Genomic DNA, 15,217 nt, shown 5'->3' on the forward strand with positions numbered 1-15,217 from the left:
GGTTCCTCCTAGCGGTCGCGAGACAGCGGCATGTCGGTCCCGCCCTGGATGTGCTTGACGGGTCCGGAGGCCGACGGCTGGATGTCGAAGTCGAAGATCTCGGTGGGCAGCCACAGCGTCGCGCACGAGTTGGGAATATCGACCACGCCGCTGATGTGCCCCTGCACCGGCGCGCAGCCCAGCAGGGAATACGCCTGGGCTCCCGAATAGCCGAACTTCTTCAGGTATTCGATGGCGTTCAGGCAGGCCTGGCGATACGCCACGTTCACGTCCAGGTAGTGCTGCTTGCCCGATTCGTCGACCGAAATGCCCTCGAAGATCAGGAAGTCCTTGTAGGCGGGCGCGATCGGGCTCGGTTTGAAGATGGGATTCTTGATCGCGTACTTCTCCATGCCGCCCTTGATCAGCGACACGCGCATGTGCACCCAGCCCGCCATCTCGATGGCGCCGCAGAACGTGATTTCGCCATCGCCCTGCGAAAAATGCAGATCCCCCACCGACAGGCCCCCGCCCTTCACGTATACCGGAAAGAAAACACGGGCGCCGCGCGAGAGGTCCTTGATATCGCAGTTGCCGCCGTGTTCGCGCGGCGGCACCGTGCGCGCGCCTTCGGCCGCCGCCCGGTCGCGGTCCGCCCCTTGCAGGCCGCCCATGTGCGCGGTCTTGGGCGCGGGCGGATTGGCCAGCGGCGGCACCCGCTTGGGATTGGTCTCGATCAGCGCCTGCTCGCGCCGGTTCCAGGTATCCAGCAGCTTTTTGTCGGGCAGGCAGCCGATCAGCCCCGGATGAATCAGGCCCGCGAAGCTCACGCCGGGAATATGCCGCGAAGACGTGAACATCCCGTGGAAATCCCATATGGACTTCTGCGCATGCGGGAAATGCTCGGTCAGGAAGCCGCCGCCGTTGTTGCGGCTGAAGAAGCCGTTGAAGCCCCACATGCTTTCGGGCTTGGCGCCGATGTCCAGCAGGTCCACCACCAGCAGATCCCCGGGCTCGGCCCCGTCCACGCCCACCGGGCCGGACAGGAAGTGCACCGTGGTCAGATCCACGTCGCGGACGTCGTCGGCGCTATCGTCGTTCTTGATCGCGCCGCCGGTCCAGTCGTAGGTTTCCAGGACGAAGTCATCCCCCGGCTTCACCCACACGGCCATCGGAATGTCCGGGTGCCAGCGATTGTGGATCTGCGCGTTGTCGTAGGGGGATTGGGCCAGATCGACCTTGATGAGCGTGTCAGTCATTCTCTTTCATCTCCAGCGTAACGTGTTGATAAAACAGAAGTTTCCATCTCCGATCCGCCGATGCGCGCGGGCAGCTCGGCCCGCCGGCGGATCATTGATATGTGAAGCACAGTAGGCGAGATTCGGGCAGCCGTAAACTGGGATTCCGACCAGTAGAAGATATCTGCCTGGCCGACCCTATACTGGCCCTTCCGCTGGCAGCATCACATCGTCCAACAACCCGCCGCGCGTGCGCAGAAATCGGATCCATCATGGCAATCTCAACCGCAATCACCGCCATTCTCGTGGCGCTTCTGGTCGGCGCAATGAGCCCTGGCCCGAGTTTCGTCGTCGTCGCTCGAACCGCGGTGGGCTCCTCGCGTCAGGCCGGCCTGGCCGCGGCGTTGGGCATGGGGGTGGGCGGCGTCCTGTTCAGCGGCGTAGCGCTGGTCGGCCTGTACACGGTGCTGGCAACGGTCGGCTGGCTTTATATCGGCCTGAAAATCGCCGGGGGGCTGTACCTCGTGTATCTCGCGTGCAAGATGTGGCGCGGCGCCAAAGAGCCGCTGGCCCTGCACGGCATCCCGGGCGGACAAGGCACCCGCAAAGCCTTCCTGACGGCCCTGGCCACCCAGCTCAGCAATCCCAAGACGGCCATCGCCTATGGCAGCATCTTCGCTTCGCTGCTGCCGCACAACCCACCGCTGTGGTGCTACTTCGCGCTGCCGCCTCTGGTGTTCCTGGTGGAAGCGGGTTGGTACTCGACGGTAGCCCTATGCCTGTCCAGCCGCCGTCCCCGTGAACTGTATCTGCGGGCCAAGGCCGGCATCGACCGCGTGGCCGCGGGCGCCATCGGCGGCCTGGGCCTGCGCCTGATCTGGACGGCACGCGTCACGGACTGACCGCCGGGAAGAATTCCGCCGCCGGGGCGCGGCCCATGGCCTGGCTCGCGTGCAGGCAATCCCTACGCCCGAGGCGGGCGCGCCGATGCGCAAGGGCAACTCGGCCCGCCGGCGAAGCGTTGATAGGTGAAGCACAGTAGGCGAGATTCGGGCAACCCTAAACCGGGATTCCAGACAGTGCCCTCCGGCCTGAGCCGGGTGCCCGCCTCGATTTACGATAATGAGAATTATTTGTAAAATGCGCGGCTCGCCTTGCCTACGGATGCCGCGTCCCCATGTCCCGCAGTTCCCCTTCCCGCCCCGGCTGGCTCGCGTATTACGACGAGCTGGTCGGAGCGTGGAGCCGCCGGACGGGCAACCGCCACGACGCCGAGGACGCGGCGCACGACGCCATCGAAGATCTGCTGAAGGCCGATGCCAGCGTTGCCAAACGCGCGCGCAGCTACCTGTTCCAGGCCACGGGGCACCGGCTGATCGACCGCTGGCGCAGGCAGTCGCGGCTGGAACACGTCCCCCTGGATGAACTGGGCGAAAATGAACAGCCCGCGATAAGCGACCCCGACGCGCCGCTGCGCGCGGCGCAATTGGCCGACGACCTGGCCCGCGTGCTGGCAGAACTGCCCCCCAAATGCCGCGAAGCGTTCGTGCTCAACCGCGTCGAGGGCTGGACCCAGGCCGAGGTGGCCCGGCACATGGGCCTGTCGAAGAACATGATCGAACGCTACGTAATGCGGGCCATCCAGTATGCTCGCGACCGCATGCAACAACATACGCCATGACCGCGCCGCCCTCCTCCTCCACACCCGGCTCCGGCCAGCCGCGCACCGCCGCCTGGTGGTTCGCGCGCTGGCATTCGGGCGAACTAGGCCGAGCCGACCGGCGCGAATACGAGGCGTGGCGCAAAGCGCATCCGGAAGAAGCGCACGAATTCGACCAAATGCAGCAGCTAGGACATACCGCAGAGCGCCTGTCACGCGGCCAGGTCGAAGCCCTGTTGGGCGGCCCCGTCCCGGCCCGGCCGCGGCGGACCGGTTGGGGCCAAAGCCGGCGCGCGGCGCTGGGCTGGGCATGCGCCGCCCTGGTTCTGCTGGCCGCGGGCTCGGCCTGGTGGAGCCTGCCGGCCGCGACTCCGTCCTATTCGGCCTTGATCGCAGCCGAACGCGGCGAGCGCCGGCGAGTTTCGCTGCCCGACGGATCCCAACTCGATATCAACGGCGCAACCCGCGCGGAACTGCGGTTCTACGACAAGAGGCGCGAAATCAACCTGGCCTCGGGCGAGATCCTGTTTTCCGTCGCGAGCGACACCGCGCGGCCCTTCATCGTCAAGGCAGGCAGCAGCGACATCCGCGTCACCGGCACCGTGTTCGACGTACGCCGCAATGCCGACGAGGTCTCGGTGGCGGTCGAATCCGGCACCGTCGAGGTCACCGGCGGGCACTGGTGGAACATGGGCAAGGCCACGCTGCGGGCCGGACAAGGCATCCGCGTCCCGGCCGACGGGACCATCGGCGTGCCCGCGCCCACGGATGTCGCGACGCTCACCGCCTGGCGCGACGGGCGGCTGGTGTTCCGCAACGCCCCCTTGGGCGCCGTGCTAAGCGAGATGAACCGTTACCTAGCCACGCCGCTACGGCTTGCCGACGAACGCGCCGGCAAGCTGCGCGTGTCAGCCTCGTTCGACCTGGATCGCCCTGAGGCGTTCCTGGACGCCCTGCCGGCCATTGCGCCGGTGCGCCTGGCGCCAGCGCCCGACGGAAGCGTCGACATCTCCCTGCGTTGAAGCTTTTTCGCGCCAGGATTCAGGTTTTTTCTGTCCTCATTCGTTCTATGTAGAGCGGCGCCATTTTCCCGCCGCGGCCATCCTACATCGATCCGAACCCAGGCATTGTGAATATCCGAATCCATACCAACGCGCCCCGCGGCGCAAGCAAATCGCGGCCCCGGCTGCTTCTTTCGCTGGCTGCCGCCATGGGGCTGGCTCTCGGCGCTGGCCAGGCCCGGGCCCAAGCCCTGGCACATGCCGAGCCTGTGGCCATCGACATCGCGCCGCAGCAGCTTGGGAACGCGCTGCTGCAATGGGCCGCCCAGGCACGCGTGCGCGTGTTCTACCCGCCCGAGGCGGTGGCCGGCCTGACCAGCCCCGGGCTGCGCGCGACGCTGGCGCCCGAAGACGCCCTGCGCGCCTTACTGAAGGGCACCGGCGTGACTTACCGCAGGCAAGGCGACAGCATCATCCTGTCGCGCGAGGACCTGGTGTCCAATCTCGCCCCCGTAACGGTGCTCGGGGCCGGAGATGCGACGGTCACCGAGGGTACCGGCTCCTACACCACCGCCGCCACGTCGGCGGCTACGGGCCTGACCCTGACGCTGCGCGAAACGCCGCAGTCGGTGAGCGTGGTGACGCGCCAGCGCATCGAAGACCAGAACCTGCGGTCGCTGGACGAAGTGATGGGCAACGTGGTGGGCGTGCAGGTCGTCAGCGAAGACAGCGACCGCACCGATTTCTGGTCGCGCGGCTTCTATATCGACAGCCTGCAGTACGACGGCGTGCCTACCACGCTGGGATTGTCGATGTACGGCGAGTCGGACAACGATTCCGTCATCTACGACCGCATCGAGGTCGTGCGCGGGGCCACCGGCCTGATGACCGGCGCCGGCAATCCCTCGGCTTCCATCAACCTTGTGCGCAAGCACGCCAACAGCCGCGAATTCACCGGCACACTGACCGCAGGCGTGGGATCCTGGAACCAGTACCGCGGCGTGGCGGACCTGTCGACCCCGATAGACAAGGAAGGCAAGGTGCGCGCGCGCGTGGTCGCCATGTACCAGGGGCGCGATTCTTACCTCGACATGTACCATGCCAACAAGCGCGTACTCTACGGCGTGATCGATGCGGACCTGACGCCGGCGACTCGTCTGAGCGTCGGCGCGGACTACCAGGACAAACGGCCGCACGCCTCCACCTGGGGCGGCTTGCCCGTCCTGTTCTCCGATGGATCGCCGACCAACTGGCGCCGTTCCAAGAGCCCCGCCGCGGACTGGACCTACTGGCACACGACCAACCGCAGCATGTTCGCGACCCTATCCCACCGCTTCGACAACGGCTGGGAGGCGCGAGCCGACTGGTCGCAGCGCAAGAGCGAATATGACGCCAAGCTGCTGTGGCTGAGTGGTCAGCCCGATCGCCAGACCGGCGAAGGCATGAGCGCAAGGCCAGGCTACTGGAATTCTTACGCGCAGCAGACTTCGCTGGACCTGCAAGCCAAGGGGCCTTTCACCCTGTTCGGGCGCCGCCACGAACTGGTGCTGGGAGCCATGCGAAGCCGCTACGGCGAGGACTTCTACAGCTTCGACCGGACCGGCGTGCTGGACAGCGTCGGCAACTTCTATCATTGGGACGGCTCTTTCGCCCAGCCCGAATGGACCACTTCGATGCTGCGCGACACCGTCACGCACCAGCGCGGCGTGTACACGGCGGTGCGCTGGTCGTTGGGCGACAGCCTCACGGCAATCACCGGCGGACGCTATGCCACCTGGAAATCGCGGGCGCCGGGACGCGACCAAAAAGACTCGCAGTTCATTCCGTACGCCGGCGTTATCTACGACCTGAACGACAATTATTCGGCCTACGCGAGCTACACCGATATTTTCCTACCGCAGGACTACCGCGACCGCAACGGCGGCTACTTGGACCCAGTGCAGGGCAGGAACTACGAAGCAGGCCTGAAGGGGGAATACCTAGACGGCAGGCTGAACGCGTCCATCGCCTTGTTCAAGGTCGAACAGAGCAAGGTAGCGGTGGTAGACCCCGGCCAGATCGTCCCCGGCACGTTCGACGAAGCCTACACCACCGCCGACGGCGTAACCACCAAGGGCGTGGAACTCGAGTTGAGCGGACAGCTTGCGCCCGGCTGGAACATCTATACCGGCGGCACTTACTACACCAGCCGCGACGCCGACGGCGTATCCGTCAACACGGAACGCCCGCGAGCGGTAGCGCGCTTCTTCACGACCTACCGCCTGCCGGGCGAATGGAGCAAGCTGACCGTAGGCGGCGGCGTCAACTGGCAGCTCACCACCTGGTCCAGCGTGCCCATCGGGGACCGCAGCGTCACGGCGCGCCAGAAGGCCTACGCAATCTACAACCTCATGGCCCGCTACGACTTCAGTTCGCGGCTGTCGGCGCAGGTCAATCTCAACAACTTGTTCGATGAAAAGTACTACCTGGGCGGCGTGATGAACCAGGTCTATTACGGCGAACCGAGAAGCGTGTTCGTCAACCTGACGGCGAAGTTCTGAGCAAGGAGACATGCAGCGCGGCGTCGATCGGTTTTAGTCGCCTTCGGCAGCCTGGAGCTGCGCCTTGTCCGGACCGCGCTCGGTTGCCGCAATCGTGCGCGGTCCGCGCGGCTGGCGGTTCACGCAAACCGTTCCCCGGACACCGCAATACTATTGCGAATTTTCACTAATTTATTTCACACCACCCATCCGATCATCTACCTTTGGTGGATGCTGGTCATGTGCGATGGCATCCGAAAGCATGAGGAAGCTAACCCGGAAAAGGTTCACCTATGTCCTCGTACGCCCGTTATCTATCGGTCCATACACACGCAGACACCAGGCGATAGCCAGGCAAAGCGCCCCGAGACCGGGGCGCTTTTGATTTGCAGGCCGGCTCAATGGCCTGGCTCGCGCGTACGCCTGATACCTGCCCGCCGCCATACCCATCACGACGGATGCTTCTCATCCGAATGCCGGTGCTACAGATGGAAGCGCCACGGGAACATGCGCCTGCAGGCAATCCCCTTACCCGAGGCAGGCGCGCCGATCCAGGAGGATGACAGCATGGCTTCAGGCACTCGCTTATCAGACGTCATCGTCAAGCTGCCGGATCGTTCTACGTGCCGCGTAGAACGACGTTTGGTGATCAAGCGAAGCGCGAAAGCATCACCGCAGCCGCAGTACATCTGCTCATTGCCGACGGGCGAGCTCGTCACATGGCTCCAAGGCGGGAAATACCGGCTGCCCGACGGCACGATAGCCGTCGCCGTCGCCCATCGCCCCCCAAGCAAATGACCACCACGCCTGGCCTCGGACGGCTGGCGCGCCCGCGGCCGGCTATCAGGACTGCCACAGCCCGCGGAGGCGCCGGCGAGGCTGGCGCGCGGCGCGCAGCAGTTATGATGCAGACCGTTCCATCCGCAACGCCAAGGTTTCACGCATGCCCGCTTTTGCCCGCCGTCTTTTTGCCGTCCTGTTGTTCTCCGCCGCCAGCGCCGCCGCGCACGCGGCCGGCAGCGAATGCGTGGCCGAAGTCGAAGCCGCGCGGGCGGACATTGCACGCGCGCAAGACGTGCAGCGCACGCGCGAAATGGCCAACGACCTGCAGTTGAACCACGCGTTGTGCCAGGGCCGGCTGGACCTGCTCGACGCCCGGTTCGCGCTGGCGGACGAGTTCGAGGCCTGCCGCCGCGATGGCGTGGCGTTTCCGGAGAAAACCGTGCGCGCCATGACCGACGCATCCGACGAATTGACGGACCTGAAGGCCGCGTGGATCAGGACCTGCGGCCCGCAGATGAAGGATTGACCGGAGAGCCGCGCCCTTGCCAACGGCGCGGCTCCTGCCAGCCATATCAACGCCGCTGCAATTCCGTCGGCGCCCGGTTGCCGAATCTCAGCGGATCGCCATGTGCCGAGGTAAAACCGTATAGCTCGGGACTGGCAGGGCCCTCTTCCCACATCGACGGTCCGTCCGCCCAGATCAGCAGGCTGGCGCCGTAGCGCGACGAGAAAGTGAGCTGCGTGCCTGGTTCCATGACGACGAAATCCCCCGCCCTGGCGTGCGCAGCCCTATCGTTCGCCGCAAGCGTAAGGTCGCCGCCCAGCACATACATGTCGACCAGCGCCGTCAGGCGATGCGCCGGCACCGTGGTGCCCGGCAGCAGCATCAGCTGGGTCACCCGGCGCATATGAGGCGTGTGGGCATAGTCGTATACCAACCGCCGCGTCAGCCCCGCCACGCGGGTCCCCGTCACGGTGACCGAAGCCACCGCGATGTTCAGATCCGGAAGATGTTCCGGAAACTGGTTGTCGAACTCGGCGTGGCGATTGCCCGCGTGCAGCGAATGCTGGATGTCGGGACCATAAGCCACGGGCCCTTCCATGCGACCCACCGAGAGAGTCGCCTGGTAGGCAATGGCGTCATGCGTCGATCCCGTGAAATTGATTCCGAGTTCGCCCGCCGCGGTGGTGCCTTGATAATCGGTCAACCCGCCCGCCAGGAAATAGCTGAACGCCGGCCCCAGATGCTGATGCACGCCCGTGCGGGTCAACGTGTCGAAAGACATGAAACCGAACGAATGGCCCGTACGATCGTCCCTGCGCACGATCTTCTGCGCCAGCCCGCTCTTGCCCACGCCCTGCCAGGGCCGGTCCGAAACATCGAATACATACACGCCTGGTTCGCGCTGCCCGCGCGCTGGCGACTTTGCATCTGGCAATGTGTCCACGTCAGTCTCCTCGTTCTGTTTCAACACCGATATATTATCAATTGATAATATATGGGCACAACCGTTTCCGCTGCGCCGGCGCCCTCGCCTCCCCGTCCGGCGCGGCGCTCGCATAGAATCTCCGCTTGCACACGAGCCCGCAACGCCCCATGCACTTCAAAGAACTCGCCGCCTACCGGGTACGCCGCATCGCCGAATCCATTCTGGGAATGGCGGAAGAACTGTTCGCACGCCATTTGGGCATACGCGCGTTGGAATGGCGCGTGCTGGTAAAGCTGGCGGAAGCGCCCGGCAGCATCTCGACCGAAATCGGCCGCGACATGCTGCTGACCCCGGTGCAGACCGGACGCTGCCTCCAGAAGCTGCGCGAAGTGAACATGGTCGTGGCCATGCCCGATCCGGACGATGGCCGCGCCACTCGCTATACCCTGACCAACCCGGGACGCCGCGCGCAAGAAGCCGGCACCCGCATCGTCCTCGAAGTCCAGCGCCATGCTCTGCGCGATTTCAGCGCCGTAGAGATCGTGGCGCTGAACAATCTGCTGGAACGGCTGATGGCCAGTTCCAGCTATGACGAGGACGACGTCGAACGCCTGTCCGCGATTCTGTTCGAAGGCAAGCGCGGCCAGGCCTGAGACCTAGCCGCGGGCCCGGCGGTAGTCTTCATAGGAACTTCCGGTCACCAAGGACAGTCCGCCGTCCACGTCCAGCGTGGTTCCAGTGATCATGCGCGCCGCCGGGCTGCCCAGGAACAGGATTGCCTCCGCCACGTCCGCGGGACTCATCCAGTCGCCCAAAGGCACCATGGCGGCAACTTTCCGGCGCTCGTCCATCGGAATGTGCCGCTCCGTCATGGCGGTCAGCACAGGCCCGGGACACACGGCGTTAACGCGGATGCGCTCCGCGGCCAGTTCGAATGCGGCATGGCGCGTCAGCCCCAGCACGCCGGCCTTGGCCGCGGTGTAGCTGACGCCACCGGTGTACGACACCCGCTTGGCTGCCAGCGAGGCCACGTTCACCACCGCCCGGCCCTCGCCAGCCTTCAACAGGGGCAGCATCTGCTGCAGCATCAGGAACGTGCCCGACAAATTGACGTCCAGCACGCGGCGCCATTCCTCAGCGGACGTCGTGTCGAACAGGCCGCGAGATACGATGCCGGCGCTGTTGACCAGCAGATCGACGCTACCCGCCGCGGCCAGTCCCTCCGCGACGGCTGCGCGTATGGAGGATTCCTGGGCGATGTCGACCGGCACCGGCGTCATCGTCCAGCCATGCGCGCCGAAGTCCGCTCGCATGGCATCCAGCGCCTCCTGGTCCCGATCCAGCGCCAGCACGCGCGCGCCGCGCGCCGCGGCGGCATCGGCCGTGGCCCGGCCAATGCCGCTGCCCGCGCCGGTGACGGCCACGGTCTTGCCGAGGAAGTAATCCATAAAGCACTCCTTTTTCCTTGGGCGCGATAGCCTAGGGATAGTCCTAGGACACGTGACTCCACTTCTGCGCCCGATGCCGATATATATTATCGTTTGATAATAACGTTACGCGGCCAAGATCGCGTAGTCAATGGAGACATTCATGAGCAGCACGCTGCAATCGCCCATACCGGCCCCCGTCGATCGAACCACCGACTCCAAAATATTCTGGCGCTTGATCCCCATCATCCTGGTCAGCCTGGTCGTGAACCAGCTGGACAAGGTCAACGTGGCCTTCGCAAAGCTGGAGATGGCTCCCGACATAGGATTGAGCAGCGCGGCGTACGGGCTGGGCGCGGGCATTTTCTTCATCGGCTATTGCCTGTTCGAAGTGCCCAGCAACATGCTGCTGCACCGCCTTGGAGCCAGGATGTGGATCACGCGCATCATGGTGACCTGGGGCATCCTGTCGGCCTGCACCATGTTCGTGACCGGCCCCATGTCCTTTTACGTCGTGCGGTTCCTGCTCGGCGTGGCGGAAGCCGGCTTCGCGCCCGGCATCATGCTCTATGTCAGTCAGTGGTTTCCGGCGCGCACGCGTGGCCGGGTCATCGCCACATTCATGACGGCGCTGCCCATATCTGGCGTTATCGGCAGCCCGCTGTCCGCCTGGCTGATGACCGCGTCGCCGGACTTCCTGCCGATCAAGGGCTGGCAATGGATGTTCCTGTGCGAAGGCCTGCCCGCCGTCTTTCTTGGCTTTCTGTTCTGGACGATGGTGCCGGACAGGATCGACGACGCACGCTGGCTCACCAGCCAGGAGAAAGCGGCGTTGAAGGCGGAAGTCGGCGATACCGACCAGCACCGTTCGGGCAGCTTTGCGCGCGGCCTGTCGGATGGACGCGTCTGGATGCTGTGCCTGATCTACTTCCTGTTTGTCGCGGCGCTGTATGGGGTCAGCTTCTGGCTGCCGACCCTGATCAAGACACTGGGATTCTCGGACCTGCGCCAGATCGGACTCCTGACCGCGCTGCCCTACGCGGCGGCCGTCGTCACCATGCTGGCGCTGGCCTGGAATTCCGACCGCACCAGCGAACGGCGCGGCCACCTCGCGGCCGCCGGCCTGCTGGGCGGAGTCAGCCTGGCGCTCAGCGTGGTCTGGCATGCGGATCCCTGGTGGTCGTTTGGCGCGCTGATCGTGGCCATGGCGGGGATCGTCACCACCATTCCGCTGTTCTGGAACCTGCCGACCGCGTTTTTGAAAGGAGCGACTGCGGCAACCGGGTTTGCCCTGATCACGTCGATCGGCAACCTCTCCGGGTTTGTCGCGCCGTACATGATGGGGGCAGTCAGCGAGGCTACCGGAGCCACCTCCATGGGCATGTACACGCTGGCGTGCGCGGCCTTCGCGGGCGTCGTGTTTACGCTGCTGGTCCCCGCCCGGCTGGTGGAGCGCGCAGGAGGCCGCCGATGAGCCGCGCGGCCGCCTCTGTTTCGCCCCGCGTCGCGCTGGTCACGGGCGGCGCACAGGGAATCGGCCGGGCGATCGCTTCCCGGCTGGCGGCGGACGGCATGACCGTGCTGATCGCCGACCGGGACGCACCGGGTTCGGAAAGGCTAGCGGCATCCCTGCAACGACAGGGGTCCCGCGCGCATGCGCTGGCAATGGACGTAGCAGATCCGGCGTCGATCGCCGCGGCATTCGACGATATCGAGCGGAACCATGGACGCTGCGACGTGCTGGTCAACAATGCCGGCATGGCGGGCGCCCGACCGTTCATGGACTATCCGTTGGAACTCTGGTCCCAGGTATTGGCCGTGAACCTGACGGGGCCTTTATTGTGCGGGCAGCGCGCCGCGGCATTGATGGCCCGGGCGAGCTGGGGCCGCATCGTCAATATTGCGTCAATCAGCGGCGTGCGCGCCAGCCCCGGCCGCAGCGCCTATGGCGCCTCCAAGGCGGCGCTGATCGCGCTGACGCGGCAGATGGCCGTGGAGCTCGCGCCCCTGGGCATCACGGCGAATTGCGTGGCGCCCGGCCCCATCGAGACGCCGCTGACTCGGGACCACCATACGCCGCAGACCCGGCAGTCGTATTACCGTAGCGTGCCGCAGCGCCGTTATGGCGAACCCGAGGAAATCGCCAGCGCCGTGGCCTTTCTAGCAAGCGACGGCGCTGCCTACGTCAACGGCCATACCCTGGCCGTGGATGGCGGCTTCCTGGCAGCGGGATTCCTGGAAACCTGAGCGTTGCGGAGACCGCAGGCAAGCCCGGCAGCTCTACGGATTGGTCAAGCTGCCTGTTTGTCGCCGCTTTGCGGGTAGAAGATGGCGCGGCTGGGGTCGAAGCCGTAGCGGTGCTCGAATTCGGTGGCGTCCGCAGCCAGCGCCAACACGGAATCCAGGATGAAATCGGCCTTGGCGTCGGGCAGCAGGACGCTGAAATTCAGCCTGACGAAGCCGGGCTTTTCGATTTCGCGGCCATCGAGGATGGCCTGGCGCATCTGGCTGGATTCGGCCTCGCCGATCTGCAGCAGGCGGTGGACGTAAGGCCCCGCGCAGGCGCAGCCCCCGCGGGCCTGGATGCCGAAGCGGTCGCTCAGCATGCGGGTCACCAGCTGCTGGTGCACGAAGCCGCCCTTGCCGTTGCGCACCCGGAAGGAAAAGATCGGCAACCGGTTAGCCGTGAGCGAACCCAGCAGTTCGAGCTGCGGCGCGCCCTTCCACCTGGCCAGCGCGCGCTGGACGAAATACGCATTCCGCTCGCGCATGAAGTCTGCCCCCAGCGCCTCTTTCACCAGCAGAGCCAGCGCGGCGCGGATATCCCCGACCACGTTGGGCGTGCCGGCTTCCTCGCGCGCTTCCAGGCTGCCGCTGTAATCGTGGCCGGCAGGCGACACGAACTTTACGGTGCCGCCGCCGGGCCAGGTGGGCTTGGTATCGAGGACCGCGTCGCGGCGCACGATAAGCACCCCCGATGCACCGGGCCCGCCGATGAATTTGTGCGGCGAGAAGACAATCGCGTCGATGCGGGAGTCGGCGGCGGGCGACATGCTGACGGGCAGGTAGGGCGCGCCGCCGGCATAGTCCCACAGCATTTTGGCGCCCGCTTGCTTGACCCGCCGCGTTATCCCCGCCACGTCCGCCACGATACCCGTCACGTTGGAAGCGGCGGACAGGGCGCAGATGACGAGCGCGTCGCCGGCGCCGGCCAGGGCCGCGTCGAGCTGGGTCAGGTCGGGACCGCCTTCCGGGCTTTCCGCCAGTTCGATGAGTTCAGCCCCGCATTCCCGCCAGGGCAGGATGTTGGAATGGTGCTCGTAGGGCCCGATGACGACCCGGACCTTCCTGCCGGCGGCCAGCGCGGCGGGCACGCCGAACAAGTGCACCAGGCGGTTGATGCCCGCAGTGGCGCCGGAGCCGGCGAAGATCACCGCATGCTCATCGCCCGCGCCGCAGCAGCGGGCGATCGCCGCGCGCGCTTCGCGGCGCAGCCGCGTAATGTAGCCGCCGCAGAAAGAGGCCTCGGTGTGCGAATTGGCGTAGTACGGCAACACCTGCTCCAGCACGAAACGCTCCACCTGCATGAGCGCCCGGCCCGAAGCGACGTAGTCGGCATAGACCAGCGGCTTCGCGCCGTAGGGGCCGTCGACCAGCGCGTCCTTGCCGATCAGCCCATCGGCGAGCGCCGCGGCGGCATCGCCCGTTTTCAGGCTGGCTTCGAACTGCTGCAATGGCCGCGCTGCGGCCGGGCTGGGCTGATTGGAGGGGGCGTTCATGGAGAAAGGATTCCGGTCTAGTTCGGAATATCATACGATGGATACTTCGTTGAAACATCACCGAAATTTTGCCAATAATCTCCAAAAACGGGTCAATTGATCTTAATAATGGAAAAAATAGACAAACTTGATCTAAGCATTATCTCTTGCCTGTTGAAAGACGGTTCGCTGTCGCAACGCGAGCTTGCCGATCGCGTCGGACTTTCGCAGAACGCCTGCTGGCGCAGGCTGCAGCGCCTGAATGCCTGCGGGATCATTCGCGGCACGCGGGCCGAGGTCAATCTGGTGGAGCTGGGGCTGGACCTGACGGTATTCGTGATGATCCGCACCAGCCACCATGCCAAGGACTGGGCCGACGGCTTCCGCCGCCACGTCGAGCGGCTGCCCGAGGTGACGGAGTTCTATCGCATTGGCGGGGACTGGGACTACCTGATCAAGGTAGCCTGCCGAGGCATGGCTGGGTACGACCGCTTCTACCAGAAGCTGATCACGGACTTCGAGCTGTCCACCGTGACCGGCTTCTTCAGCATGGAAGCCATTATCGAGAACCGGCCTCCGGACCTGCGGCAGCTGGAAGCCTAGCGCTTGCGGGCGGCACGGCGCCGGCATGAGCCGCCGGCCGGCGCTTCAGCAGGAACAGGAACACATGCTGGAATGTATCGCCGATGCTGTGCAGCGGCCCGCCCACGCTTGGGATAGGCGGCGTGAAGGCATCGAACAAGCCAAGCGCCATGGGCAATACCGGGTAAGGCGCGCGGTCTGGCCGATCGTTGTAGCCCAGCACCAGCAAGCCTCCTGGCTTCAGCACCGCTTCGCAGTTTTCCAGCAGATTCCTGCAATCCCGGGCCTCGTCGATCCCGAAGCCCAGCAGCCCGTTCGCCACCACCACGTCGAACACATTGCCGCCGTAATACCCCGCCATGCGGGTGGCGCTGCCAGTCCAATGCCTGCCCGGCTGGCCGTATGCCGCCTTGCGCGCATCGATATCCAGCGAATGGAACTCCGTATGCAATAAGCGGGGATAGTGCCAGTTGTGCTTGTCGATACCCACGAACAGCGTCTTGACCGGGCCACGGGCCTCTGCGGCCATGCCGTTGATATAGCCGAAAACCGCCTCTTCCAGAAAGCGGCGGTTCGCAACGCGCAGCCTGAAATCGATGCCCAGCCTTTCGGCCGCCCTCGGGGACAGTTTGAACAGCGCTCTCTTCAGCAAATAGCGCAGCTTGCGCATCCCCTATTCCCTTTCCATGCCATGAACGGCGCCGGCACGCGCGGACCGCGGCCGTCTGCCTGCAAGGAAAGATATCCAGCGGCGCCAGCGGCAGATATAGGATCGGGCTGATTCTGGAATTCCTTGATGGGTTTAGTTTCCGAGCGCGGTGCCGTTCTACAGGGCAGCAC

14 protein-coding genes are annotated in these 15,217 nt (G+C 65.3%); 9 read left to right on the forward strand and 5 right to left on the reverse strand.

Translation table 11 applies throughout. The annotated features are described in order from the left end of the window. Positions 1–8: 8 nt before the first annotated feature. Positions 9–1,238 (reverse strand): formamidase, encoded by a 1,230-nt coding sequence (gene fmdA, locus JL37_RS04325; RefSeq protein WP_043542280.1) that lies wholly within the window; start codon positions 1,236–1,238, stop codon positions 9–11. 251 nt (positions 1,239–1,489) lie between these two features. On the opposite strand from fmdA, the gene JL37_RS04330 reads away from it, so the two are divergent. The 5 genes from JL37_RS04330 (at position 1,490) to JL37_RS04350 (ending at position 7,706) form a co-directional block, all read left to right on the forward strand. Next, complete coding sequence (locus JL37_RS04330; RefSeq protein WP_043542283.1) at positions 1,490–2,119, forward strand: LysE family translocator; 630 nt, start codon at positions 1,490–1,492, stop codon at positions 2,117–2,119. A 275-nt stretch (positions 2,120–2,394) separates the two neighbouring features. After that, positions 2,395–2,898: an RNA polymerase sigma factor gene (locus tag JL37_RS04335; protein WP_043542285.1), complete on the forward strand. Its 504-nt coding sequence runs from the start codon at positions 2,395–2,397 to the stop codon at positions 2,896–2,898. After that, positions 2,895–3,899: a FecR domain-containing protein gene (locus JL37_RS04340; protein WP_043542288.1), complete on the forward strand. Its 1,005-nt coding sequence runs from the start codon at positions 2,895–2,897 to the stop codon at positions 3,897–3,899. The genes JL37_RS04335 and JL37_RS04340 overlap by 4 nt, the downstream gene beginning before the upstream one ends. A 188-nt stretch (positions 3,900–4,087) precedes the next feature. Then, positions 4,088–6,418, forward strand: coding sequence for a ferric-rhodotorulic acid/ferric-coprogen receptor FhuE (fhuE, locus tag JL37_RS04345; protein ID WP_081954976.1), 2,331 nt, complete (start codon positions 4,088–4,090; stop codon positions 6,416–6,418). Between the two features lie 922 nt (positions 6,419–7,340). Further along, a complete protein-coding gene (locus tag JL37_RS04350; protein WP_043542290.1) occupies positions 7,341–7,706 on the forward strand; it encodes a hypothetical protein in 366 nt (121 codons plus the stop codon). A 46-nt stretch (positions 7,707–7,752) separates the two neighbouring features. On the opposite strand, the gene JL37_RS04355 is transcribed toward JL37_RS04350, so the two are convergent. Beyond that, positions 7,753–8,628 (reverse strand): anti-sigma factor, encoded by an 876-nt coding sequence (locus tag JL37_RS04355; RefSeq protein WP_156124214.1) that lies wholly within the window; start codon positions 8,626–8,628, stop codon positions 7,753–7,755. Between the two features lie 149 nt (positions 8,629–8,777). On the opposite strand from JL37_RS04355, the gene JL37_RS04360 reads away from it, so the two are divergent. Beyond that, positions 8,778–9,263, forward strand: a complete 486-nt coding sequence (locus tag JL37_RS04360) for a MarR family winged helix-turn-helix transcriptional regulator (protein WP_043542292.1) — start codon at positions 8,778–8,780, stop codon at positions 9,261–9,263. Positions 9,264–9,266: 3 nt separating this feature from the next. On the opposite strand, the gene JL37_RS04365 is transcribed toward JL37_RS04360, so the two are convergent. Beyond that, positions 9,267–10,058, reverse strand: coding sequence for an SDR family NAD(P)-dependent oxidoreductase (locus JL37_RS04365; RefSeq protein WP_052096849.1), 792 nt, complete (start codon positions 10,056–10,058; stop codon positions 9,267–9,269). Positions 10,059–10,200: 142 nt separating this feature from the next. Between JL37_RS04365 and JL37_RS04370 the strand changes: the two genes are divergently transcribed. Continuing rightward, on the forward strand, positions 10,201–11,511 hold the full coding sequence (locus JL37_RS04370) for an MFS transporter (protein ID WP_043542293.1): 1,311 nt from the start codon (positions 10,201–10,203) through the stop codon (positions 11,509–11,511). Further along, positions 11,508–12,284, forward strand: coding sequence for an SDR family NAD(P)-dependent oxidoreductase (locus JL37_RS04375; protein WP_043542295.1), 777 nt, complete (start codon positions 11,508–11,510; stop codon positions 12,282–12,284). The genes JL37_RS04370 and JL37_RS04375 overlap by 4 nt, the downstream gene beginning before the upstream one ends. A gap of 44 nt (positions 12,285–12,328) precedes the next feature. Here JL37_RS04375 and JL37_RS04380 read toward each other — a convergent pair whose 3' ends face one another. Continuing rightward, the gene (locus JL37_RS04380) at positions 12,329–13,816 is read right to left on the reverse strand and encodes an aminotransferase class V-fold PLP-dependent enzyme (protein WP_043542296.1); all 1,488 of its coding nucleotides are present in this window, start codon (positions 13,814–13,816) and stop codon (positions 12,329–12,331) included. Between the two features lie 108 nt (positions 13,817–13,924). Here JL37_RS04380 and JL37_RS04385 point away from each other — a divergent pair, with 108 nt between their 5' ends. Then, the gene (locus JL37_RS04385; RefSeq protein ID WP_043542298.1) at positions 13,925–14,398 is read left to right on the forward strand and encodes an Lrp/AsnC family transcriptional regulator; all 474 of its coding nucleotides are present in this window, start codon (positions 13,925–13,927) and stop codon (positions 14,396–14,398) included. Here the strand turns inward: JL37_RS04385 and JL37_RS04390 are convergent. Then, on the reverse strand, positions 14,355–15,047 hold the full coding sequence (locus JL37_RS04390; RefSeq protein ID WP_197064573.1) for a hypothetical protein: 693 nt from the start codon (positions 15,045–15,047) through the stop codon (positions 14,355–14,357). The genes JL37_RS04385 and JL37_RS04390 overlap by 44 nt on opposite strands. Between the last annotated feature and the right edge of the window lie 170 nt (positions 15,048–15,217).

It is taken from the genome of Achromobacter sp. RTa (genome assembly GCF_000757485.1).
Taxonomy (GTDB): Bacteria; Pseudomonadota; Gammaproteobacteria; order Burkholderiales; family Burkholderiaceae_B; genus Achromobacter.